This is a genomic window from Xanthomonas cucurbitae, from assembly GCF_002939885.1.
GTDB classification, from domain to species: Bacteria; Pseudomonadota; Gammaproteobacteria; order Xanthomonadales; family Xanthomonadaceae; genus Xanthomonas; species Xanthomonas cucurbitae.
Window position 1 is genome coordinate 49352 of sequence record NZ_MDED01000013.1, and the last position, 21178, is coordinate 70529.

A 21178-nucleotide genomic window follows, 5' to 3' on the forward strand; every position below is an offset into this window, starting at 1 on the left:
TACCAATACCTGCGGCGCCGATCAGAACTTGGTTGACGTCTACGCTGATGCGGTAACGCACAAGGCCGGGAGCGATCCCGGCCTTGTGCGTTTGATGGGAGCGATCGTGCAGGAGCTGACCTGGCCGCGAGGGCTTTCCCGGGAGAGCTTCGTCGCGCTCGGGCGCGCTTCTACCGATTCCTGCGGCGCCGATCAGAACTTGGTTGACGTCTACGCTGATGCGGTAACGCACAAGGCCGGGAGCGATCCCGGCCTTGCGCGTTTGATGCGAGCGATCGTGCAGGAGCGGACCTGGCCGCGNTCGTCGCGCTCGGGCGCGCTCCTACCAATTCCTGCGGCGCCGATCAGAACTTGACGTCGAATTCGCGGGCATAGCCCGTATTGACGATCACCTTCTGCAGCGCATCGCTGATCTTGATGTTGCCGGCCACGATCTGCTGGGTTTCCGGGCCCATGTTGTCCATGCGCGGCGGGGTGGCGCCCTTGTAGTCGCAGACGCGGCCGCCGGCCTCGCGCACCAGCAGCACACCGGCCGCGATGTCCCAGGCTTTGACGCCGGCTTCGAAGTAGGCATCGGCACGGCCGCAGGCCACGTAGGCCAGGTCCAATGCCGCCGAGCCGGTACGGCGGACGTCTTCGGCCTGCACCAGCAGCGCGTCCACGCACTTGAGCTGGGCGCTGGCGCGCGCGCGTTCGCGCGGCGGGAAGCCGGTATGGACCATCGCGCCTTCCAGGTCCTTGCGCTCGGCAATGCGGATGCGGCGGTCGTTGAGTACCGCGCCGGCGCCACGGCTGGCGGTGAACAGCTCGTTGCGCAGCGGGTCGAAGATCACCGCATCGGTGGGTTCGCCGTTTTCCACCAGCGCGATCGACACGCAGTAGTGCGGGAAGCCACGCAGATAGTTGCTGGTACCGTCGAGCGGGTCGATGACCCAGGTGTAGCGGCCACTCTTGCCGCCCTGCACGCCGCCTTCTTCGCCGAATACCGCGTATTCGGGATAGCCGCGCTTGAGTTCCTTGATGATGACCTTTTCGGCATCGGCATCGACTTCGCTGGCGTAGTCCATGCGGCCCTTCTGCACCACGTTGAGTGCATCGAGCTTGTTGATACCACGCAACAGCACATTGCCGGCGAGGCGGGCGGCTTTGACCATGACGGTGACGGCGGGTTTCTGCATGGCTAAAGCTCCCGTGAAGGCAGAAAGGACAATGACGAAGGTAAAAGAGCACTCCGGCGCGAAAGCCGGCCGCGCAGTTTACCATCTACGGCCGAATCGCTCCCCAATCACTGTTCATGTCTGTCACCCAGCGCATCCGTTTCGTCCTTGTCGGTACCCAGCATCCAGGCAACATCGGCGCCGCCGCACGGGCGATGAAGACCATGGGCATCTCGCGGCTGGTGCTGGTGGCGCCGGAGCGTGCGCTCGACGAGGACGCCTACCGGCGCTCGGCCGGCGCCGAAGACGTCCTGGGCGATGCGCCGGTGTTCGACACCCTGGGTGAGGCGGTGGCCGATTGCACGCTGGTGATCGGCTGCACGGCGCGGGCGCGCCGGGTGGCACTGGAAGAACTGCTGCCGGACCAGGGCGCGCAGCGCGCGCTGGCCAAGGCCAGCGAGCCGGCCGAGGTGGCGTTCGTGTTCGGTCGCGAGCGTACCGGCCTGACCAACGACGAGCTGCAGCTCTGTCACGCGGCGGTACACATTCCCTCCGACCCGCAATTCAGCTCGCTCAACCTGGCGGCGGCGGTGCAGGTGCTGGCCTACGAAGTACGGCGGGCGCAGCTGGCGGCAGGCGCGGTCGAGCCGGCGCCGGAGGCTGCCACCGCGCCGCGCGAAGGGCCGGCCAGTCATGCGCAGTTGGAGGGCATGTTCGGCCAGTTGGGCGAAACGCTGGACGAGATCGATTTCCACAAGGGCCGCGCCCCGGAATCGGCGATGCGCAAGCTGCGCCGGCTGCTGCTGCGTGCGCAGATGACCGAGCAGGAGGTGCGGCTGATCCGCGGCATCCTGTCCGATGCGCAGCGCATGGCCATGCTGGCCAGGCAGGCCGGAAATTGACGGCTGTCACAGCTGGAGAGATTCGGCTAGGCTGTGCGCGGCTCTAGGGGAGTGTCCGTCTTGCGCGGTCTACGATGCTGTCTGATTACCTGCTGGCTGCTTGCCGGGATGGGCTTGGCGATGACGGCGGCGGCGGCGCCGTCATCGGTCCTGGTGCTGGGGCGGATCAGCGACGATCCGGCCACGCAATACCATCAGCTCAAGCCACTGCTCGATTACGTGGTGCCGCGCATGCGCGAGGTGGGTATCCGCCGTGGCGAGATCCTGATGGCGCCCGATGCGCGGCAGATGGCCAGCTATCTACGTCGCGGCCGGGTCGATTGGGCCAGCGAGACCGCTGGTGCGGCGATGCTGCTGGAGCAGTACGGCAGTGCACACCCCCTGCTGATGACCGAGCGCGACGGCGTGCGCGAGTTCCACTCGGTGTTCTTCGTGCGCCGCGATAGTCCGATCCGTTCGCTGGCGCAGTTGCGCGGGCACAGCCTGGCGCTGCAGACCGCCAGTTCCACCAGCGGCTACCTGCTGCCGATGCTGGAGTTGGTCCGCAATCACATGGCCTGCGACGTGCTGCTGTCGCCGTATGACGTCCAGGCCCCGGGTTCGGTGGGGTACCTGCTGGTCGGCTCGAAACTGAACGTCGCCGCGTTGGTGCACCGGCGGCTGATCGACGTGGGCGCACTCAGTGACCTGGATTGGAACGACGAGCGTCATCTGCCGCCGGTCTTCAAGCGGGATTTCCGCATCGTTCACCGCACTGCGCCGGTGCCGCGCGCGGTGGAAATGGTGCGTACCGGGCTGGATCCGGCGGTGGAGCGCCGCTTGCGTGCGGTGTTGCTGCAGGCGGCCTCCGATCCGAAGGCCGGCCCGGCATTGAAGCGGTTCTTCGACACCACCGCCTTCCATCCATTGGATGAGTCCAGCCGCAGACGCCTGGACGAGCTGAGTGCCGGGCTGCGGCGCGTGCGGGATCGAGTGGAATGACGCGGGTGCGCTTCGGGCTGCAGGCTCGCTTCCTGTTGGTGATGGCGCTGACCCTGCTGTTGGTCGGTGCGATCCTGGCCTCGCTATTGCAGCGGCAGAGTGCCATGCAGCGCGAAGTGCGTGGCTTGAGCGCGCAGATCCTGCATGAGCTGTTCGACCGCAGCCTGCGTACCCGTGGCGAAAGCCTGGCCACCGAACTGGCATCGGGCCTGGCCAATCCGCTGTATTACGCCGACCTGCCCGCCGTGGGAGCGCTGGTGCGCAATGTCTCGCGGCAGCAGGTGGTGAGCTACGTGCTGGTGTTCGACACGCGTGGTCGCCTGGTGCATGACGGCATGCCCAACCTGCACCGCTATGGCCAACGCATGGACGACCCGCTGGCGGCCAGGGCGGTGGCGGCGCAGGCGCTGCTGCTGCAGTCTTCGCCGGAGGTGCTGGATGTGACGGTGCCGATCATGATTGGCGACCAGCGCATTGGTGGCGTGCGCGTGGGCTTGTCGCGCGAGCGCGTGCGCAAGATGGAGTCCAACGCCAACCTGACCCTGGTCGAGAACCTCAATGCGATCGGCAAGCGTGATCTGGGCTGGCTGCTGGTATTGCTGGCCGCGCTGGTCGGGCTAGGCGTGCTGCTGGTCATCTACGTGCAGCGTACGCTGGTGGCGCCAGTGCGCCTGCTGGCCGCGGCCGCGCGGCAGATCGAGCGTGGCGACTATGCCGTGCAGTTGCCGCCGCACCCGCGCAATGACGAGATCGGCGAACTGATCTCCGCGTTCGGACGCATGAGCGAGAGTATTGCCCGCCACGACCGCGAGGTGCGCCACATGGCCTACACCGACGCGTTGACCGGGCTGACCAACCGGCTGGGATTCCGCGAGGGCCTGGATCATCTGCTCGACACCGCGCGCACTACCGGCAACAAGTTGGCGCTGCTGTTCGCCGATATCGATGATTTCAAGCGCGTCAACGACACCCTCGGCCACGAGGCCGGCGACGAGGCCTTGCTGCAATTTGCCAGCCGCATCGGCCGCGCGGTGTCTGCGTTCGGGGGCGACGATGCGATCCTGGCGCGTTTTGGCGGCGACGAGTTCGTGATTCTGTTGCAGAGCGGCGATGTCGGCTTTCTGGCCGCGCAATTGGCCGATCGCCTGGTGCACGAACTGAGCCGGCCGTTGAACGTGCAGGGGCGCGAAGTGTTTCTGGGCACCTCGATCGGCATCACCCTGTTCCCCGACGACGCCAACGACGCCACTGCGTTGCTGAAGAACGGCGACATCGCGATGTACCAGGCCAAGGTGGCCGGCAAGAACTGCCATCGTGTCTACAGCCGCGCTGCCGACCATGCGGTGGAGCGTCGCGTGCACATGGAACACGAGCTGCGCGGCGCCTGGGAGCGCGACGAGCTGCGGCTGGTATACCAGCCGATCTACCGCACCTGCGACCGCTTGCTGGTGGGGGTGGAGGTGCTGTTGCGCTGGCAGCATCCGGCGCTGGGTACGATTGCGCCATCCACCTTCATCGACATCGCCGAGCAGAGCGGGCTGATCGAGGTGATTGGCCCCAAGGTGCTGCGGGCGGCCTGTCTGGAAGCGGCGCAGTGGCCGGTGGTGGGCGAGGAGCTGTTCATTTCGGTCAACGTGTCGCCGCGCCAGTTACGCAGCGGCGCCTTGATCGACACCGTGGCCGAATGTCTGGCCGAATCCGGGTTGCCGGCGGCGCGCCTGCATCTGGAGCTGACCGAGACGGCGGTGATTGGCGATGAAATGATGGCCGCCAGCCTGCTCGACCAACTGCACCGCACCGGCGTGAAGGTATGGCTGGACGACTTCGGCACCGGCTTCTCGGGCCTGAGCCATCTGCGTCAGGTGCCGGTGGACGGCGTCAAGATCGACAAGAGCTTCATTGCCGATCTGCAGCGCGACCCCGACGACCTGGCGCTGACCACCGCCATCATCAACATGGCCCATTCGCTGGGCATCACGGTGGTGGCCGAGGGCATCGAGCAGGAGGCGCAGTTCAACCTGCTGCGCGAGCGCGGCTGCGACCTGGGGCAGGGCTATTGGTTCAGCCGGCCAATGACGCCGGCCGACCTGGTCAAGCTGATCGCGGCCGGCTGAGCAGCGGCTTAGGCTGCTGCAGCGCTACACGTAGGAGCGCCCCCGGGCGCGATGGGGCTTTCCCGGTAAGGCTCCTTCGCGCCCAGGTGCGCTCCTACGGTGGAATGCGATGGAATTGGGTCGTTATAACCGCTGTTTGCTATATCGCCAGGAAGTCCAACAGCAGGCAGTGCCTTGTAGGAGCGCCGCAGGGCGCGATGAGGCTTTCCCGGTAATGCTCCATCGCGCCCGGGTGCGCTCCTACGGTGGAATGCGATGGAATTGGGTCGTTATAACCGCTGTTTGCTATATCGCCAGGAAGTCCAACAGCAGGCAGTGCCTTGTAGGAGCGCCGCAGGGCGCGATGAGGCTTTCCCGGTAATGCTCCATCGCGCCCGGGTGCGCTCCTACGGTGGAATGCGTTGGAATTGGGTCGTTACAACGGTCGTTTGCCGGTGTCGCCGGGAATCTCGCGCACCAGCCGGGGCACTAGGTAGCCGGACAGGCGTGTGGCCAGTTCCGCATGCAGGGCGCGGGCGCGGGCATCGTCCACTTCGAAATGCGCCACGCCGGCCACGCGATCGAGCTGGTGCAGGTAATACGGCAGCACGCCGGCGGCGAAGCTGCGTTCGCTCAGCGCGGCCAGCGCTGCCACGCTGTCGTTGACGCCGCGCAGCAGCACGGCCTGGTTGAGCAGCTGCGCGCCAGCGCCACGCAGCGCCTGCATCGCCGTGTCCACCTCGGCATCGAATTCATTGGCATGGTTGGCATGGATCACGAACGCCACCGGCCATGGCAGGCCGCGCAGCCAGGCCAGCAGCGGTGCATCCACGCGCGCCGGCACCACCACCGGCAGGCGGCTGTGGATACGCAGCCGCTTGAGATGCGGGATGGCGGCCAGCGCGTCGGTGAGCTCGACCAGCTTGGGCGTGGCCAGCGACAGCGGGTCACCGCCGGAGAGCAGCACTTCGTCGATGCCGGGGTCGGCTGCGATCGCGGCCACGGCCTCGCGCCAGCCGTCGCGCGCGGCGGTTTCTTCGGCGTAGGGAAAGTGACGGCGGAAGCAGTAACGGCAGTGCACCGCGCAACTGCCGGTGGCGATCAGCAGGGCACGGCCGCGGTATTTCTGGATCACCCCGGATGCGGTCCTGGCCGCAGCATCGCCCACCGCGTCCAGGCCGAAGCCGGGTACCGGCTGCATTTCCGCATCCAGCGGCAGCACCTGGCGCAGCAGGGGATCGTCGAGCTCGCCATGCCGCATCCGTGCCACGAAGGCGTGCGGCACCCGCAGGGGGAACTGCGCGGCGGCCGCGTCGCTGATGCCGGCCGCCTGCACATCCAGCCCCAGCAGCGCCAGCAGCGCGCGCGGGTCGCGCACGGCATCGCGCCATTGCTGCTGCCACCGCGTTGGCGGCAGTGCGGTGGCGGGAGATGGCTGTAAGGCGAGGGGGGCTGCGGTTATCATATGCGGTCACAAAACCAATGCCCGCCGGTTGCGGCGGGCGCCCCATTCTAATCCGACCCGCCATCCCGTGGCGGGTCGTGGTCTATCGAGGAGCTGCACCCATGGCCACTGTTGGCATGAACGACGTCAAGAACGGCATGAAGATCCTGGTCAACAACGAGCCGGCGGTCATCACCGAGACCGAATACGTCAAGCCGGGCAAGGGCCAGGCCTTCACCCGCATGAAGTACCGCTTCATCAAGTCCGGCCGCGTGGTGGAAATGACCATGAAGGCGACCGACGACGTGGAAGTGGCCGACGTGGTCGACACCGACATGCGCTACCTGTACAGCGATGGCGAGTACTGGCACTTCATGGACCCGGAATCCTTCGAGCAGGTGCAGGCCGACAAGGCCGGCATGGGCGGCGCCGAAAAGTGGCTCAAGGGCGAGGAAGACTGCATCGTGACGCTGTGGAACGGCGCGCCGATCTGGGTGCAGCCGCCGAACTTCGTCGAGCTGAAGATCACCGAGACCGACCCGGGCGTGCGCGGCGATACCTCCGGCGGTGGCGGCAAGCCGGCCACATTGGAAACCGGCGCGGTGGTGCGCGTGCCGCTGTTCGTCAACCAGGAAGAAGTCATCAAGGTGGACACCCGCTCGGGCGAATACTCCGCGCGCGTCAAGTAAGATCGTGCGCACGGGACACCGGCGGGCGCGACGCGGTGTCAGGCTTCCGTTGCTGCTGGGCGGCGTGTTGTGGTCGCGTGTGCCGACGCCCCCGGCAGCTGGCCGTCCGGCACTTCACCTTCCATGGATTCGCTCATGACCAATGCTTCCCCAGAACGCTGCGACCTGCTGATCGAAGCCGGCTACGTGGTGCCGATCGAGCCACACGCGGTGGTGCTCGAAGACCATGCGGTGGCGGTGCACCACGGCGTCATCGTGGCGATCCTGCCGACTGCACAAGCACGCGCGCGGTTTGCGCCGACCACGACAGTGTCGCGTCCGGACGCGGCGCTGATGCCGGGGCTGGTCAATGCACATACGCACAACCCGATGACGTTGCTGCGCGGCGTGGCCGATGACCTGCCGTTGATGGTGTGGCTGCAGCAGCACATCTGGCCGGTGGAAGCGGCGGTGATCGGGCCGGAGTTCGTGGCCGACGGCACCACGCTGGCGATTGCCGAAATGCTGCGCGGCGGCACCACCTGCGTCAACGAGAACTATTTCTTTGCCGATGTACAGGCCGCCGTGTACAAAAAACACGGCTTCCGCGCGCTGGTGGGTGCGGTCATCATCGATTTCCCCACGGCCTGGGCGTCCTCGGACGACGAGTATTTCGCACGGGCCGGCGAGCTGCACGATCAGTGGCGCGACGATCCGTTGATCGGTACCGCGTTTGCGCCGCATGCGCCGTATACGGTGAACGACGCCAACTTCGAACGCGTGCGCATGCTGGCCGACCAGCTGGATCTGCCGGTGCATCTGCACACCCATGAAACCGGGCAGGAAGTGGCCGACTCGGTCAAGCACTATGGCCAGCGTCCGCTGGCGCGGCTGGACCGCCTGGGCTTGGTCAACGACCGCCTGATCGCGGTGCACATGACCCAGCTCACCGATGCGGAAATCCATCTGTGCGCCGAGCGCGGCGTGAGCGTGGTGCATTGCCCCGAATCCAACCTCAAGCTGGCATCCGGGTTCTGCCCGGCCTGCGCGTTGCAACGTGCAGGCGTGAACCTGGCCATCGGCACCGACGGCTGCGCCAGCAACAACGACCTGGACATGTTCAGCGAAAACCGCACCGCCGCCATCCTGGCCAAGGCCGTGGCCAACGATGCGACCGCGCTGGATGCGGCCACCACCTTGCGTGCGGCCACCCTGGGCGGCGCGCGTGCGCTGGGCTTCGGCGACAGGATCGGCTCGATCGAGGTCGGCAAGCAGGCCGACCTGGTCTGCGTGGATCTGTCGGCCTTGGAAACCCAACCCTTGCATCATGTGCTGTCGCAGCTGATCTACGCCGCCGGCCGTCACCAGGTCACCGATGTGTGGATCGCCGGCAAGCCCAAGCTGGTGCAGCGCGAGCTCATCGACATGGATACCGCGGCGCTGCTCGTCAACGCGCGCCAGTGGCGCGACCGTATCCGCACCGTCCGCGCCTGAGTGCGCGGCATCGACTCACGGAGTTCCGCATGAATCCCGATACTTCCACCGCCCCCGGTAACTTCCGTCAGGCCGAACTGGACAAGTTCGCCGCGTTGGCCAATCGCTGGTGGGACGCCGATGGCCCGCAGAAGCCGCTGCATGCGCTCAATCCGGTGCGCCTGCAGTACGTGTCCGCTCGCCAGGAGCTGGCCGGCGCGCGTGTGCTGGATGTCGGCTGCGGTGGCGGCCTGCTCAGCGAATCGATGGCCCGCCTGGGCGCGCAGGTGACCGCGATCGATCTGGCCCCGGAGCTGGTCAAGGTGGCTCGCCTGCACAGCCTGGAATCGGGCGTGCAGGTGGAGTATCGCGTGCAGTCGGTCGAAGACCTGGCGGCCGAACAGCCGGGCAGTTTCGATGCGGTGACCTGCATGGAGATGCTCGAACACGTGCCGGACCCCACGGCGATCATTCGTGCCTGCGCCAACCTGCTCAAGCCGGGCGGCAGGCTATTCCTGTCCACGCTCAATCGCACGCCGGCCGCATTTGCGCTGGCGGTGGTCGGTGCCGAGTACATTGCGCGCTTGCTGCCCAAGGGGACGCATCACTACAAGGACTTCATCAAGCCATCCGAGCTGGCGGCGTGGTTGCGTGCAGCCGAGCTGCAGCTGGAAGACGTCAGCGGCATGCTGTACGAGCCGTGGCGCAATCGTGCGCGGCTGTCTTCGCGGACCGAGGTCAATTACCTGGCGTCTGCGGTGAGGCCGTGACGGGCGGGGAATCGGGAATCGGGAATCGGGAATCGCAACGGCGGTCTACCGGGGTTTTGATGGATCCCGACGCTGGTCCGGTTGCAGGTCGCCTAGTGATGGCGGTGGTTTTGTGAGGTTTCCGCGGGCGGTGTTGTTTGATCTGGATGGCACCTTGCTGGACAGTGCGCCGGACATGCTGGCGACCGTCAACGCGATGCTGGCGGCGCGGGAGCGTGCGCCGGTGGCGTTGGAACAGCTGCGGCCGGTGGTGTCCAAGGGCGCGCGCGCGATGCTGGGCGTGGCCTTCGCCGAGCTGGATGAGCCGGCGCGCAACGCGCTGGTGCCGGAATTCCTGAGCCGCTACGAAGCCCTGATCGGCACGCAGTCGCAGCTGTTCGACGGTGTCGAAGACCTGCTGGCGCAACTGGAAAGCGCCGGTTGCGTCTGGGGCATCGTCACCAACAAACCCGAATACCTGGCCCGCTTGATCCTGCCGCAACTGGGCTGGCAGCAACGCTGCGCCGTGTTGATCGGCGGCGATACGCTGGCCGAGCGCAAGCCGCACCCGTTGCCGCTGCTGACCGCAGCCCAGCACATCGGCATTGCGCCGGCGCAATGCGTCTATGTGGGCGACGACGAGCGCGACATTGTCGCTGCGCGTGCAGCGGGCATGCCGTCGGTTGCGGTGTTGTGGGGCTACCGCCTGCACGACGATGTACCGGCGCGCTGGCAGGCCGATGTGCTGGTCGATACGCCGCAGTTGCTGTGGAACCCGGCAGCGTGGCCGCAGACCTGATCCTTTTTTGTTTTTGTCCGGACCCGCCATGAGCCAATCCAGCGCCCTCGACAGTTTTCTCGACAAGTGGGCAAGCCGCTGGCCGGAGTGGTCGGTCGCCGAACCCTTCATTCCCGAACCGCAGCGGCGTGTGACTGCCGCCTGGTTCGCCTTGTTGCAGGAATGGGAAGACATCATGAACATCGCCGGCGACCCATTGCCGGCCGATGCCAAGTTGGCGTGGTGGCAGCAGGAGCTGCGCGACTGGTCCGAGCAGCGCTCGCGGCATCCGCTGGGGCGCGTGTTGGAGCCGGTGCGCGCGCCATGGGCGCAGTTGGCCGATACCTTGCCGGCGATGCAGGCCGCACGCGTGCAGCCCGCCTCGCTTGTGCAGGCGCTGGCGCAATTGCGTGGCTTCGCCGAGGCCGTGGTGGCCGCCGAAGCAGTGCTGTTTGCGCGGACGCAACCCGGCGATGCCGCTGCGGTGGCAGTGCAATGGCTGGATGCACGCCAGCGCGTGGCTGGCGACAGCGCGGCACCTGGCGGTGTCAGTGCCGTGGCCTGGCGCACGCAGTTGTTGCGTGCCTGGCCGCGCAAGCCGGCACTGGCCCGCCCGCACCGCGTCTGGTCGCGGCTGGCGCGGTTGCGCCTGCAACGCGAACTGGCCGGCAAGCCGGCCTACGCGCCACCGGTGCAGCAGTTGTGGCACAGCTGGCGGGCCGCCAGCGGCGCCGACTGAGTACGGCCGGTTTGCCGGTGCGCACGGCAGTGCGCGCCGATCAGATCGGCGAATCCGGCAGCACCGAGCGGAAGGCAATGAAGGCGTCATCGCATTGCAGCGGCGTGCCTGGCCCGGGTGTGCCGTGTAGCTGGACATCGTTGGGTAGCGAGGTTGCCAGCTGATTGTAGAAGCTCACCGGCCCGCCGTTGAACGTGAAATGGACCGCCCCCGGATTGCTGGCGGGCCCACCGAAATGCGGTTGTGCGAACGTGACGTTGCCGCCCTCCAGCACCACATTGTCCAATGCGATGGCAATCGGCCGGGTGCCAGTGGCATCGCGGTACCCGTAGAAGCTCAGTTCGCCGCCGCCAAATTGCGTGGAACCGAGCGAATGCACATTGCTCAGCGAGATGCCGGTGAACTGCGGGATCTTGTCGCGCGTGGCCGGGTTGGCGTAGCTGGCATCCAATACCAACGGACGGGCAACGCCGCGCATGCAGACATTCTCGAAGCGAATATCGTCCACCTGGCCGCCGCGCGAGGCATCGGATTTGATGCGCAATCCATTGGCCGAGTAGGGGTCGCTGACGGCATCGTGCGCATTGAAGCCGTCGATGCTCAAACCGCGCACGGCGATATGGCGCATGCCTGAATCGGTTTCGCTGCCAAGCGAAAACCCATGCGTGTAGTAGAACTGGTTGTAGGCGAACAGCATGTTCTCGGACGCAATGCTGCGCTTGCTGCTTGCATGCGCCTTGATCGCCACGCCGTCGTCGCCGGTGCCGATGTACGAGTACGCCAGCAGCACGTTTTTCGACTGCCCCGGGTCGAAACCATCAGTGTTCTTGGCAGTTTCCGGGGTGAAGCAGGTTGCGTGCGGATTGACATCGGGCGTGCTGCCCGCCGGGCAGTGATAGCCCGGCCGCGAATAGACCAGGCTGGGCGCCAGGATCTTGATACCCCATGCGGTCAGCCCCACCACGTTATCGGTGATGACGTGGAAGTTGGGCGAGTTCTCCAGGGTGATGGCGTATAGCGTTACATCGGTGCTGTTGTCGATCTGCACCAGGCGCGGCACATGCTGGCTCAAACCCTTGGTGACGTTGAGATACGCCAGATCCCACCAGCTGGCCTTGCCGGCATTGGGCCCGGCGGTGAGCGTGCTGCCACCACGGCCGTCGATCTTGCCGGCGCCGACGATGGCGCTGTTGGCGGTGTCGGAAAAATGGATCAGCGGGTTGCACGACTTGGCCTTGTCGCTGGTGGCGGTGCCGCAAGTGCCCAGGCCGTTGTCGTAGTCCTGCGGATTACGCGACGCGAATAGGGTGACGCCGCGGTCGATCCACAGTGTGACACCGCTTTTGATGGTGAGCGGTGCGGTCAGTAGCCCCGATTCGCCCGCATCGCCGGGGACCAGATGCACCGCGCTGCCCGCAGGGCAATCGTCGATGGCGGCCTGCAGGCGCGCGGTATCGCGCTTGGAGCGTGCTGCATCCTGATCGAGCGAATCCAGCGACCCATCAACCGGCACCAGGGCCGCCTTGAGCGTGCTGCAGATCTGCGTTGGCAGCGTCGGTTGCTCGATCACGCCCCAGCGGGTGGAGATGCTGTGCGCGCTATCGGCTTCATCCTGTGCAGACGGTTGCGCGGCGCTGGCCGGGACGGTGATGAGGGCAATCAACGCCAACGTCAGTGGGGCGAGGGTAGGCAAGGTGGATCTGGGTTGCATAGGGAGTGCTCCGGGGGGGCAGGACGGCAGTTGCCCGATCTGCGCACGGCATCGACACGCGTGCATGACAGCGTGCCGGTGCATGCGCCAGCATCGATGTCTTGGTGCTGATCGGTCATGTGGTCGTAAGCGTTGCGCTTTCAGCTGCTGCCCGGTCTTGAATGGGCGAACTCAGCACCGTCTCCCCGAAGACAGTGTCTACATCTGCACGGCAAAGCGGCATGCCCTCACATGCCGTGGGCACGCCCCCTTACAGACTCAGCGGCCCGCGTGCAGACGCGTACGTCAGGAATCGAAATGGCAGACCCCAAAGAGCTACAGGACAAATTCTGGAAGGCCTTGAAGTCCGACCGCACCGTGATGCTGGGCCTGGATGGTGTCGAAGACGGCCATGCGCGGCCGATGACCGCGCAGATCGAAGGCGACAGTGGTGGCCCGATCTGGTTCTTCACCTCCACGGACAATGCCTTGATCTCGATGCTGGGGCAGGGCCGGCGCGTGATTGGTGCTTTCAGTAGCAAGGGACACGATCTGTTTGCCAGCATCAGTGGTTCGTTGCGCGAGGACACCGACCGTGCCGTGATCGATCGCCTGTGGAATCCCTACGTGGCCGCGTGGTACGAAGGCGGCAAGGACGATCCGAAGCTGGCGCTGCTGCGCCTGGATCCCGATCACGCGCAGATCTGGCTCAACGGGTCGAGCCTGCTGGCCGGCATCAAGGTGCTGCTCGGTATCGACCCGAAGCAGGATTACCAGGACAAGGTGGCCGACGTACCGTTGCGCTGAGCACGCAATCAGGCGCGGCACGCGGGCTCGTGTGTCGCGCCCGGCTGGTCGCGCCTGATTGGCGCGCCGCTACGCGCCATTGTCCAGCCGACCATGGCGTTACTTCCCGCGTTCGAGTACCAGCAGGGGGTCGATGCGGACGTCGAACCGCTCCGCAGCAGCACCCGAGTGGCCGTGGTGCCGGCCGCGCCGCTGCGCGCCATTGTCCAGCCGACCATGGCGTTACTTCCAGCGTTCAAGTACCAGTAGAGGGTCGATGCGGACGTCGAACCGCGCCGCAGCAGCACCCGAGTGGCGGTGGTGCCGGCCGCGCCGCTGCGCGCCATTGTCCAGCACGCCATGGCGTTACTTCCCGCGTTCAAGTACCAGCAGGGGATCGATGCGGACGTCGAACCGCGCCGCAGTAGCATCCGAGCGGCGGTGGTGCCGGCCGCGCCGCTGCGCGCCATTGTCCAGCCGACCACGGCGTTACTTCCCGCGTTCGAGTACCAGCAGGGGATCGATGCGGACGTCGAACCAATTCATCCCCCAATGCAGATGCGGCCCGGTCGCACGCCCGGTAGCGCCCACCGAGGCAATCACCTGGCCTTGCTCCACACGGTCGCCGACCTTGACGTCAATCCGCGACAGATGCAGGAAATTGGAACTGATGCCGAAGCCGTGATCCAGCAGCAGGGTGCCGCCAGTCAGGTACAGATCCGGCGCGGCAAAAGTAACCACGCCGGCAGCTGGTGCCTTGACCGGGGTGCCGGTCGGCACGGCGATGTCCATGCCGGAATGGCCGGCGCCTGGCTGGCCGTTATACACGCGCGCATTGCCGAAGCGGCCGCTGATCCGCCCCTGCACCGGCCAGATGAACGGCTGCGCAAAATCCGGGCGTGCATCGTCGCGGTCGCGGGCTGCGGTCACTTGCGCCTGTTCGCGCTTGATGCGTTCGGCAATCGCCGCTGGCGGGTTGACCGTCTTGGGCGGCACGCCATTGACGCGCTCGGTCGGCCAGTCGCGCGGCGTCACCGCCACGCTGGCCGTGCGCTGGGTGCCATCGGGCAGGGCGACCTGCACCTGCAACGGGCCAGTGGCATCGCGGCCGATACCGAACACCACGCTGCCGTAGCCGCTGACCCGCAGGGTGCGGCCGGCGTACTGCACCTTGCTGCCAGCGGGCACCTTGCCGATCACCATGGCGCCCTGCGACGCGCTGGCGGGAAATACCACGCCGGCATCGTCGGCAGCCTGTGCTTGCGCGTTAGCCGTGCCCAGCAGGGCCGGCGCGAGCGCCAGCCATGCGCCAATCACCACTGCGCGCATCAGCGGTCGAAGGTCAGGCGCTGGCCGGCGGCGCTGCCGACCAACTGCTCGCCGTCCCACACCTGTTGCCCGTTGACCCAGGTCGCGGCGATCCGCGAACGGAACGTGGTGCCCTCGAACGGCGACCAGCCGCACTTGGACAACACCTGCTCGCGCTTCACGGTGAACGGGGTGTTGTCGATCATCACCAGATCGGCGAAGTAGCCTTCGCGCAGGAAGCCGCGCTGTTCCACATCGAACAGCTGCGCCGGCGCATGCGCGAATTTCTGCACGATGCGGGTAATCGGCAGCTTGCCTTCGTGCACCAGCTCCAGTGCCGCCACTAATGCGTACTGCACCAGCGGCAGGCCAGAGGGCGCCTGTGCGTAGGGCTTCTGCTTCTCTTCCCAGGTGTGCGGGGCATGGTCGGTGGCGAGCACGTCGATCACGTCGTCGGCCAGCGCCTGGATCAGCGCCAGGCGGTCCTCGGGATCCTTGATCGCGGGATTGCACTTGATGAGGTTGCCCAGCCGCGCGTAGTCGCTGCGGTCGAAGCGCAGGAAGTGGATGCAGGTCTCGGCGGTGATGCGCTTGCGCAGCTTGCCGTCGGCATCGACCAGCGGGCCGGCCTCGAACAGCCCCAGCTCGTCGGCGGTGGAGATATGCAGCACGTGCAGGCGGGTGTTGTGCTTGCGCGCCAGCGACACCGCCAGCTGCGAGGACTTCAGGCACGCCTGGCGCGAGCGGATGTCCGGATGCATGTCCGGCGTCAACGCATCGCCGTATTTTTCCTTGTACTGCGCCATCGTCGCGTCGATGGTGGGGGTATCTTCGCAGTGGGTGATGATCGGGGTGGGCGCGTCGCGGAAGATGGCGTCCAGCGTCTCGGGATTGTCGACCAGCATGTTGCCGGTGGAGGCGCCCATGAACACCTTGATGCCTGGCGCGGTCTTGGGGTCCAGCGACTGGATGTGGGCCAGGTTGTCGTTGCTGGCGCCCATGTAGAAGCCGTAGTTGGCCCAGGCACGTCCGGCGGCCGCGTCGTACTTGGACTGCAGCGCGGCGGCGTCCAGGGTGGGCGGGTTGGTGTTGGGCATGTCCATGAAGCTGGTCAGGCCACCGGCCACGGCGGCGCCCGATTCGGTGGCGATGTCGCCCTTGTGGGTCAGGCCCGGCTCACGGAAGTGCACCTGGTCGTCGATCATGCCCGGCAACACCCACCGCCCGGCCGCATCCACCACGGTATCGCCCGGAGCGGGGAGGATCTTGCTGTCGATCTTGGCGATGCGGCCGCTCTCGATCAGGAGATCGGCGTCGAACTCCTTGCCTTCATTGACCAGACGGGCGTTGACGATGAGGGTTCGGCTCATGGATGAGGTCCTTTGCAGCGGCAGGAAGAAGATGAAGTAGGGGGCGTGCTCGCATCGGGTACCGGATCCAGGCCGCCCGGATGGAAAGGGTGGCAGCGGCCCAGCCGGCGCGCGGCCAGCCAGCATCCACGTAGCGGGCCGAAGCGGGCGATGGCGGTCATCGCGTACTCCGAGCAGCTGGGGACGAACCGGCAGCGTGGCCCGAGCAGGGGGCTGATGAACAGCTTGTAGCCGCGCAACAGCGCGATGAGCAGGCGGGAGATCACTTGCCAATGATATGCCAGTTGCATTAATAGGTGGTTGCCGGGGGTCTGCGGCGTACGTTATAAAGGTCCGCTTTCCCGGGCCCCGGGGGAACCAAGGAAGAGCGTTTCGTGGCTGCTAAAAAATCTGCAAAAAAGGCCGTCCAGGCCGCCAAGAAGTCCGCCAACCCCGCTGCGAAGAAGGCAGTGGCGCCTCCTGCTGCAAAACCGGCCGCCAAGAAGGCGACCACGGTCACCAAGCAGCCGGTCGCCAAGAAGGTTCCTGCCAAGAAGACCGCTGCGAAGGCGCCTGCCACCAAGGCGGCTCCCAAGCCGGTGCCAGCTGCCAAGCCGGTGGCCGCCAAGCCCGCAGCGTCCAAGCCGGTCGCTTCCAAGCCCGTGAATCCCGTCGCCAAGAAGACTGCTGCCAAGCCGGCGGCGGTCAAGGCAGCTCCGGCTGCCGCCAAGCCGGCCGCCAGGCCGGTGGCGTCCAAGTCCGTACCGAAGCCGGCTCCCAAGCCGGCTCCGGCCAAGTCAGTCCCGGTCAAGGCTGAGAAGCCCGCGCCCGCACCGGCCCCCAAGGCCGCCCCTGCGAAGCCGGCAAAGCCTGCGACCCCGTCACCTAAGAATCCCGTGCCCGTTTCGAAATCCTCCGCAAAAACCCCGACCAAGACCGAAGCCCCCGCCAAGCCCGCCGTGACCCGTCCGGTTGGCAAGGTGGCCGTGGCCGTGACCTCCAAGCCGTCCAGCCCGACGCCAAAGACCAAGTACAAGGTGGTCGACTACAAGACCGACGAGGCGACTGGCCGGCCGATCCTGCCGCAGGGCTACAAGCCGTCCGCGGACGAGGAGTACATGAGCAAGCTGCAGCAGGAGTACTTCCGTCAGCGCCTGCAGCACTGGCGCAACGAGATGGTGGAGGAGTCCAAGCAGACCATCGAGAACCTGCGCGAAGAAGTGCGCGATATCGGCGACGAAGCCGAACGGGCCACCCGCGAAACCGAGAATTCGCTGGAACTGCGCGCCCGCGACCGTGCACGCAAGCTGATCTCCAAGATCGACAGCACCCTCAAGCGACTGGAAGACGGCGACTACGGTTATTGCGTGGACACCGGCGAAGAAATCGGCCTGGACCGCCTGGAGGCGCGCCTGACCGCCGAGCGCACCATCGATGCCCAGGAGCGCTGGGAGCATCTGCAGAAGCAGCAGGGCGACTGATCCTGGCATGCGCTTGCCGGCATCGTCCGGCCAGATGCACCGAACCCCGGAAACTGGACGCCCGTCCAGTTTCCGGGGTTTTTCATGTCGGCAGGTTGGTGGGCGTCTTCGGGCGTCGCGTTCGCGGCATCACCGGTCTGCCGCATCGCGATCACTGCAGCTCGCGCAGGTCCAGCGTACGCAGGCGTGGCGCCTTCCAGGCGGTGGTCGCCACCACGCCCAGGGTGACGCAGCCGCCGATGACCACCGCCGGCACCAGCCCGACCAGGCGCGCCATCACCCCGTCGTAGAAGGCGCCCAGTTCGTTCGATGAGCCGATGAATAGGCCGTTGATCGACGACACCCGCCCGCGCATCGCATCCGGCGTGGCCAGCTGCAGGATGGTCTGCCGCACCACCACCGAGACGCCATCGCACATGCCGTAGACCAGCAGGATCGCCGCCGACAGCCAGAAGTGGCGCGACAGGCCAAAGGCGATGGTGCAAAGCCCGAAGCCGGCGACCGACAGCAACAGTACCCGCCCGGCGTTGCGTTGCAGCGGGTGGCGCGCCAGCCAGATGCCCACCACGATCGACCCCAGCGCCGGTGCGCCGCGCAGGATGCCCAGGCCTTCCGGGCCGTAGTGCAGGATGTCCTGGATAAAGGCCGGCAGCATCGACACCGCGCCGCCCAGCAGCACCGAGAACATGTCCAGCGCCATCGCGCCCAGCATGATCTGGTTGGACAACACGAACTGCGCGCCCTCGGCGATGCTGCGGAAGATAGGCGCACGCGGGCCGTCGTTGACCGGCTCTTCCACGCGCAACAGCGCCAGCGCCATGATCGCCAACAGTGCCACGCTGGCGGCCACGCCGTAGGCCAGGCCCTTGCCGCCCCAGCCGACCAGCACCCCGCCCAGCGCCGGGCCGATCACCATGCCGGCCTGGAAGGTGACGCTGCCGATGCTGGCGCCGCGTGCGTAGGCGTGACGTGGCAACACGCGTGCGAACAAGGCGTTGTAGACCGGCGACAGGAATGCGCGCGCCGCACCGGTCAGCGCAATGGCCGCGTAGATTGGCCACACCCCTTGCGCCGGCAGCCATCCATGCGTGATCGCCAGCAACAGCAAGGCGGTGCTGACCAGGCCCAGTACCGCCGCCAGGCCGAGCCGCCGCCGTGGCAGGTGATCGACCAGGTAGCCGGCAAACGGCGCAATACAGAAGAACGGCAGGATTTCCGCCAGTCCGATCAGGCCCAGCGACAGCGGGTTACGGGTGATCTCGTAGATATGCCAGCCGACGGTGACCGCCACGATCTGGTACGAGAGCATGGCGGCGACGCGATACAACAGCACCAGGCCGAACCCCGGGTACGCGAACAGCGTGCGCAGCGAATCGGCAGCAGACGGCGCTGGTGCGCTCACTGTTGCGCGCGTGCGGTGTCGCGGATGAAGGCCAGCATCGCGGCCACGCCGTTGCTGCGGGTCGGCGACAGGTGCTTGGCCAGGCCGATGCCGGCGATGTAGTCCGGCTCGGTGGCCAGGATTTCCTGCGCGCTACGCCCGGAATACACCCGCAGCGCGAGATAGATCAGGCCCGAGACGATCGCCGAGTCGCTGACCGCATGGAAATCCAGCCGTTCCGCGTTGCCCTCGGGCACGATCCACACCATCGACTGGCAACCGTGCAGGCGGTGTTCTTCGGTCTTCCAGTGTTCCGGGAAGGCGGGCAATTTGCGGCCCAGGTCGATCAGGTACTGGTAGCGCTCGGACCAGTCGCCGAAGAACGAGAATTCGTCGGCAATGGTGGCCTGCGCCTCGGTGGCGGTGGGTTCGAGCGGGAAGGGGGTGGTGGTCATCAAAAATCCAGAATCGTTCGCAAAAATTCAGAGGCGTTCGGTCAAAGCCCCTCTCCCTTCGGGAGAGGGGTTGGGGTGAGGGTACGGGCGAAGCCTCGTGGATGGTGCACGTCGCTTCGCCCGTACCCTCATCCGCCCCTGCGGGGCACCTTCTCCCGGCGGGAGAAGGGAGAAGGTCAGGCACGCTTCCAGCGGACGCCTTGTGCGGTGTCTTCCAGCACGATGCCTTCGTCGGCGAGCTGCTTGCGGATGGCATCGGCACGGGCGAAATCCTTGGCCTTCTTCGCGGCGCTGCGTTCCTCGACCAGGGCAGTGATGCGGATATCGTCGCCCGCATCGGTGCCGCGCGAGAACCAGGCGGCTGGGTCCTGCTGGAGCAGCCCCAAGGCCAGGCCGGCGCCGAGCAGCTCGGCCTTGGCCTTCCTCACTGCCAGGTCACTCGTACTGTTCTGCTCGCCATCGGGGTTGCCTGGGGGGGCGACCGCATTGAGTGCTTTTCGCGCCTGGTCAGCGAATTTGGCCAACACCCTGAGGGCCAATGGAGTATTGAGGTCTTCGTTCAACGCCTGCTCGATCTCATCAGGGATCACGGCTTGAACGTCAAAGGCTTTCAAGCGATCCAGGAGTTTGTATAAGCCGTTGAGCCTGTTTGTTTCAGTCTCGATCAACGCATCCGACCAATCCAGTGGCTGTCGGTAATGCGCGCTCAGCAGCGCGCAGCGCAGCGCTTCGGGCGGGTGCCTGGCAATCAGGTCGTGCACGGTTTCGATATTGCCCAGCGACTTGCTCATCTTCGCGCCGCTGAAATTGAGCATGCCGTTGTGCAGCCAGAACCGCGCGAAGGTGGCGCCGCCATGGGCGCACTCGCTCTGTGCGATCTCGTTCTCGTGATGCGGGAACTGCAGGTCCACACCGCCGGCATGGATGTCGATGGTGGGTCCCAGGCGGGCGGCAGCCATCGCCGAGCATTCGATGTGCCAGCCGGGGCGGCCACGGCCCCACGGCGAGTCCCAGCCCGGCAGCGCGTCGCTGGATGGTTTCCACAGCACGAAATCGCCGGGGTCGCGCTTGTACGGCGCCACGTCCACGCGGGCGCCGGCCAGCATCTCGTCCGGGTCGCGCCGCGACAGCTTGCCGTAGCCCTCGAAGCTGGCTACCGCGAACAGCACATGGCCTTCGGCGGCGTAGGCGTGGTCGCTGGCGATCAGTCGCTCGATCATCGCCACGATGTGCGGGATATGCGCGGTGGCCTCCGGTTCGATGTCCGGCGGCACCACACCGAGCGCGGCCATGTCCTGGCGATAGATCGCGGCGAAGCGGTCGGTGATGGTGGAGATCGGTACGCCCTGCGCCTGCGCGGCGGCGTTGATCTTGTCGTCCACGTCGGTGATGTTGCGCGCGTAGCGCAGCGCGCCATAGCGCCGCCGTAGCAACGCGGCCAGCACGTCGAACACCACCGGGCCGCGTGCGTTGCCGATATGCGCGTAGTTGTAGACGGTGGGGCCGCACACGTACAGGGTGGGGCTGGATGGGTCGAGCGGTGCGAACGGCTCGATCCGCCGCGTCAGGTTGTTGTGCAGGCGCAGGCTCATCGGCATCTTGAAGAGGGAGAACCGGTCGATTCTAGCCGGTCGCGGCAGGACGGCGAATCGGTCGCCGGTCCGAGTCTTCGGATGGGCTGTGTTCAGCCCGGAGCGACCCAAGCTCCATACACTTACGTACTGCCTGGCGTGGCCACCTCGGT

Annotated in this window: 20 protein-coding genes; 11 read left to right on the forward strand and 9 right to left on the reverse strand. The window is 66.4% G+C overall.

Features of this window, described 5'->3' with window-relative positions; genetic code table 11:
- Positions 1–344 precede the first annotated feature (344 nt).
- Positions 345–1178: an inositol monophosphatase family protein gene (locus tag XcuCFBP2542_RS08865; RefSeq protein ID WP_104603220.1), complete on the reverse strand. Its 834-nt coding sequence runs from the start codon at positions 1176–1178 to the stop codon at positions 345–347.
- A gap of 116 nt (positions 1179–1294) precedes the next feature.
- Between XcuCFBP2542_RS08865 and XcuCFBP2542_RS08870 the strand changes: the two genes are divergently transcribed.
- The 3 genes from XcuCFBP2542_RS08870 to XcuCFBP2542_RS08880 are packed head-to-tail and all read left to right on the forward strand — an operon-like array spanning position 1295 to position 5154.
- A complete protein-coding gene (locus tag XcuCFBP2542_RS08870; protein ID WP_104603221.1) occupies positions 1295–2059 on the forward strand; it encodes an RNA methyltransferase in 765 nt (254 codons plus the stop codon).
- A gap of 51 nt (positions 2060–2110) precedes the next feature.
- A complete protein-coding gene (locus tag XcuCFBP2542_RS08875) occupies positions 2111–3040 on the forward strand; it encodes a phosphate/phosphite/phosphonate ABC transporter substrate-binding protein (RefSeq protein WP_167526891.1) in 930 nt (309 codons plus the stop codon).
- The gene (locus tag XcuCFBP2542_RS08880) at positions 3037–5154 is read left to right on the forward strand and encodes a putative bifunctional diguanylate cyclase/phosphodiesterase (RefSeq protein WP_104603222.1); all 2118 of its coding nucleotides are present in this window, start codon (positions 3037–3039) and stop codon (positions 5152–5154) included. The genes XcuCFBP2542_RS08875 and XcuCFBP2542_RS08880 overlap by 4 nt, the downstream gene beginning before the upstream one ends.
- 415 nt (positions 5155–5569) lie before the next feature.
- Here the strand turns inward: XcuCFBP2542_RS08880 and epmB are convergent, their stop codons facing one another.
- Entirely contained in the window at positions 5570–6598 is a 1029-nt protein-coding gene (epmB, locus tag XcuCFBP2542_RS08885; protein WP_104603223.1) for an EF-P beta-lysylation protein EpmB, read from the reverse strand.
- Positions 6599–6699: 101 nt separating this feature from the next.
- On the opposite strand from epmB, the gene efp reads away from it, so the two are divergent.
- The 5 genes from efp to XcuCFBP2542_RS08910 all read left to right on the forward strand — a co-directional run bounded on the left by efp (position 6700) and on the right by XcuCFBP2542_RS08910 (position 10984).
- Complete coding sequence (efp, locus tag XcuCFBP2542_RS08890; RefSeq protein ID WP_104603224.1) at positions 6700–7266, forward strand: elongation factor P; 567 nt, start codon at positions 6700–6702, stop codon at positions 7264–7266.
- Positions 7267–7401: 135 nt separating this feature from the next.
- The gene (locus XcuCFBP2542_RS08895) at positions 7402–8739 is read left to right on the forward strand and encodes a TRZ/ATZ family hydrolase (RefSeq protein WP_170066969.1); all 1338 of its coding nucleotides are present in this window, start codon (positions 7402–7404) and stop codon (positions 8737–8739) included.
- A gap of 29 nt (positions 8740–8768) precedes the next feature.
- Positions 8769–9488 (forward strand): bifunctional 2-polyprenyl-6-hydroxyphenol methylase/3-demethylubiquinol 3-O-methyltransferase UbiG, encoded by a 720-nt coding sequence (gene ubiG, locus XcuCFBP2542_RS08900; protein ID WP_104603226.1) that lies wholly within the window; start codon positions 8769–8771, stop codon positions 9486–9488.
- Positions 9489–9600: 112 nt separating this feature from the next.
- Positions 9601–10266, forward strand: a complete 666-nt coding sequence (locus tag XcuCFBP2542_RS08905; protein WP_104603227.1) for a phosphoglycolate phosphatase — start codon at positions 9601–9603, stop codon at positions 10264–10266.
- Positions 10267–10294: 28 nt separating this feature from the next.
- Complete coding sequence (locus XcuCFBP2542_RS08910; protein WP_104603228.1) at positions 10295–10984, forward strand: isoprenoid biosynthesis enzyme family protein; 690 nt, start codon at positions 10295–10297, stop codon at positions 10982–10984.
- A gap of 40 nt (positions 10985–11024) precedes the next feature.
- On the opposite strand, the gene XcuCFBP2542_RS08915 is transcribed toward XcuCFBP2542_RS08910, so the two are convergent.
- On the reverse strand, positions 11025–12695 hold the full coding sequence (locus XcuCFBP2542_RS08915) for a glycoside hydrolase family 28 protein (protein ID WP_104603229.1): 1671 nt from the start codon (positions 12693–12695) through the stop codon (positions 11025–11027).
- A 297-nt stretch (positions 12696–12992) separates the two neighbouring features.
- Between XcuCFBP2542_RS08915 and XcuCFBP2542_RS08920 the strand changes: the two genes are divergently transcribed.
- A complete protein-coding gene (locus XcuCFBP2542_RS08920; protein ID WP_104603230.1) occupies positions 12993–13481 on the forward strand; it encodes a pyridoxamine 5'-phosphate oxidase family protein in 489 nt (162 codons plus the stop codon).
- Positions 13482–13574: 93 nt separating this feature from the next.
- Positions 13575–13730 (forward strand): hypothetical protein, encoded by a 156-nt coding sequence (locus tag XcuCFBP2542_RS19580; RefSeq protein ID WP_158251443.1) that lies wholly within the window; start codon positions 13575–13577, stop codon positions 13728–13730.
- A 219-nt stretch (positions 13731–13949) separates the two neighbouring features.
- On the opposite strand, the gene XcuCFBP2542_RS08925 is transcribed toward XcuCFBP2542_RS19580, so the two are convergent.
- Genes XcuCFBP2542_RS08925 through yidD form a run of 3 tightly spaced genes read right to left on the reverse strand, consistent with a single transcriptional unit; the run spans position 13950 to position 16428 of the window.
- Positions 13950–14789 carry a M23 family metallopeptidase gene (locus tag XcuCFBP2542_RS08925; RefSeq protein ID WP_170066970.1) on the reverse strand — a complete coding sequence of 280 codons (840 nt, stop codon included), beginning with the start codon at positions 14787–14789 and terminating at the stop codon, positions 13950–13952.
- Positions 14789–16138, reverse strand: coding sequence for a dihydroorotase (locus XcuCFBP2542_RS08930; RefSeq protein WP_104603232.1), 1350 nt, complete (start codon positions 16136–16138; stop codon positions 14789–14791). The genes XcuCFBP2542_RS08925 and XcuCFBP2542_RS08930 overlap by 1 nt, the downstream gene beginning before the upstream one ends.
- Complete coding sequence (gene yidD, locus XcuCFBP2542_RS08935; RefSeq protein ID WP_167526894.1) at positions 16135–16428, reverse strand: membrane protein insertion efficiency factor YidD; 294 nt, start codon at positions 16426–16428, stop codon at positions 16135–16137. Before yidD ends, XcuCFBP2542_RS08930 begins: the two co-directional genes overlap by 4 nt.
- Before the next feature lie 84 nt (positions 16429–16512).
- Here yidD and dksA point away from each other — a divergent pair, with 84 nt between their 5' ends.
- Positions 16513–17598, forward strand: coding sequence for an RNA polymerase-binding protein DksA (gene dksA, locus XcuCFBP2542_RS08940; RefSeq protein ID WP_104603233.1), 1086 nt, complete (start codon positions 16513–16515; stop codon positions 17596–17598).
- Positions 17599–17749: 151 nt separating this feature from the next.
- Here the strand turns inward: dksA and XcuCFBP2542_RS08945 are convergent, their stop codons facing one another.
- The 3 genes from XcuCFBP2542_RS08945 to cysS form a co-directional block, all read right to left on the reverse strand.
- Positions 17750–19000 (reverse strand): MFS transporter, encoded by a 1251-nt coding sequence (locus XcuCFBP2542_RS08945; RefSeq protein ID WP_104603234.1) that lies wholly within the window; start codon positions 18998–19000, stop codon positions 17750–17752.
- Positions 18997–19434: a SufE family protein gene (locus tag XcuCFBP2542_RS08950; protein ID WP_104603235.1), complete on the reverse strand. Its 438-nt coding sequence runs from the start codon at positions 19432–19434 to the stop codon at positions 18997–18999. The genes XcuCFBP2542_RS08945 and XcuCFBP2542_RS08950 overlap by 4 nt, the downstream gene beginning before the upstream one ends.
- 176 nt (positions 19435–19610) lie before the next feature.
- On the reverse strand, positions 19611–21026 hold the full coding sequence (gene cysS / locus XcuCFBP2542_RS08955; protein WP_170066971.1) for a cysteine--tRNA ligase: 1416 nt from the start codon (positions 21024–21026) through the stop codon (positions 19611–19613).
- Positions 21027–21178: the final 152 nt, after the last annotated feature.